Genomic DNA, 1,637 nt, shown 5'->3' with positions numbered 1-1,637 from the left:
CCAATGTCATCAACTTTGGAAATTATCCATAAATATCATATAATTAGCGCTCAAATCAGTGCATGGGAGAAGCCCTTTTGACTACCTATACCGCATCGCTTGACACCGCCAGCCAAGCCCTGGTTTGAAAATTGTACAAAAAATAACCAGTCCGCTCGATTGTCCCGCCTTCATCGCCGCCCACCGCCAGAATCCTCAAGACTTTACCCGCCGACGCCAGCTCACCTTCAAGAACCTCGTCCTGTTCCTGCTCAATCAGCCGCGCACGGCCCTGCAAACCGAACTCGATCAGTTCTATCGCGTACTCAATCAGGCGTCGACTGAGACGCAAATGGTCACTGCGCAGGCCTTCTGCAAAGCGCGCAAAAAGCTCAACCCCGAGGTATTTGAAAGTCTCAATCGCCTCCTGCAGCAACAAATTGACTGCTTCGGGCTGCGTCAGAAGTGGCGTGGGCTGAGGGTGCTCGCGGTGGATGGCTCGACCGTGCATTTACCCCTGGAGTCGACCATGGCGACCTTCTTTGGCAGTCACTCTGGCTTTCCCATGGCTCGCTTGTCCACACTCTACGAAGTCGCTGACGGTCAAACCTTGCATAGCCTGATCGTGCCCCTGACCGTCGGCGAGCGCGACTGTGCCCATCTGCACCTTGAGCACCTGCCGGCTGACAGCCTGACGCTGTTTGACCGTGGTTACCCTGGGCACTGGTTATTCGCGCTGTTCGCGCAGCAACAGCGGCACTTTCTGATGCGCCTGCCCTGTGGCTATAACGCCCAGGTCAAAGCGTTTCTACACTCTGGCCAAGTTGAAGACACACAGCTTTTCGTGGCCAACCATCCTGAAGCACGTCTGTTCTGCTCCGAGGCTGGCGTTGATCCTGCCAGCCAGATCGAGCTGAGACTGATCCGGGTCGAGTTGGCCAACGGCGAAAGCGAAGTATTGCTGACCTCGCTGCTGGATCGAGAAGCCTTTCCCGCTGAGGTGTTTGCCGAGCTTTACCACCGCCGCTGGGGCATCGAAACCGATTTCCGTCGCCTCAAACAAACCCTGACGCTGGACAACTTCAGCGGCCGCAGCGTGACCGCTGTAAAGCAGGACTTTCATGCCGCTCAACTGTTGAAGAACCTGGCGCTGTTGATGCAGCACCTGCTACAGCCGGTCATCGAACAGCGCCACAAAGGTCGCAAGCTGCGATGGAAAGTCAACTTCACCCAAGGCGTGTCACGGCTCAAAAATACCCTGGTCGAGCTGCTGGTGCGGCACTGTGCTCAGGGGCTGAGCAATGTGCTGGCCTTGATGGCTAAAAGCCTCAGTGCCGTACGCTCAGGCCGTAGCTTTGCGCGCCAACGCAAACGCGCAGCCAGCCGAGGTTGTGAGGGCTACAAACCGACGCGCTGAAGAAACACCACCGCCCAACCTCCGTGCAAAAAAGCTGGCCACAAGCGGTCGGCATAGGCTCGTCCGGAGAACGAGAAATCTCGCCTAGACAGCCGGAACAGACGATGATCACATCACCGCCAGCCCAGCTAGACCGCCTGATTGAGCGGCAGAGGCCTGGTCATCGCCCGACGGCCATGGCGGCTGGCTGCTTCGGGGGGCTTGCCTTGGGCAGGGCTGCAGCTTAGGTTGATGACATTGG

General features: G+C 57.5%; 1 protein-coding gene. It reads left to right on the top strand.

Translation table 11 applies throughout. From position 1 onward, the window contains the following. Positions 1 to 124 precede the first annotated feature (124 nt). Positions 125 to 1,396, top strand: a complete 1,272-nt coding sequence (locus AAEZ08_RS22695; protein ID WP_004423958.1) for an IS4-like element ISPa1635 family transposase — start codon at positions 125 to 127, stop codon at positions 1,394 to 1,396. Positions 1,397 to 1,637: the final 241 nt, after the last annotated feature.

The sequence above is a fragment of the Pseudomonas sp. E45-MNA-CIBAN-0222 genome (assembly GCF_040310405.1).
Taxonomy (GTDB): Bacteria; Pseudomonadota; Gammaproteobacteria; order Pseudomonadales; family Pseudomonadaceae; genus Stutzerimonas; species Stutzerimonas stutzeri_AC.
Note: the sequence above shows the minus strand (reverse complement) of the source record. Positions and strands in the feature narration are given on the sequence as shown.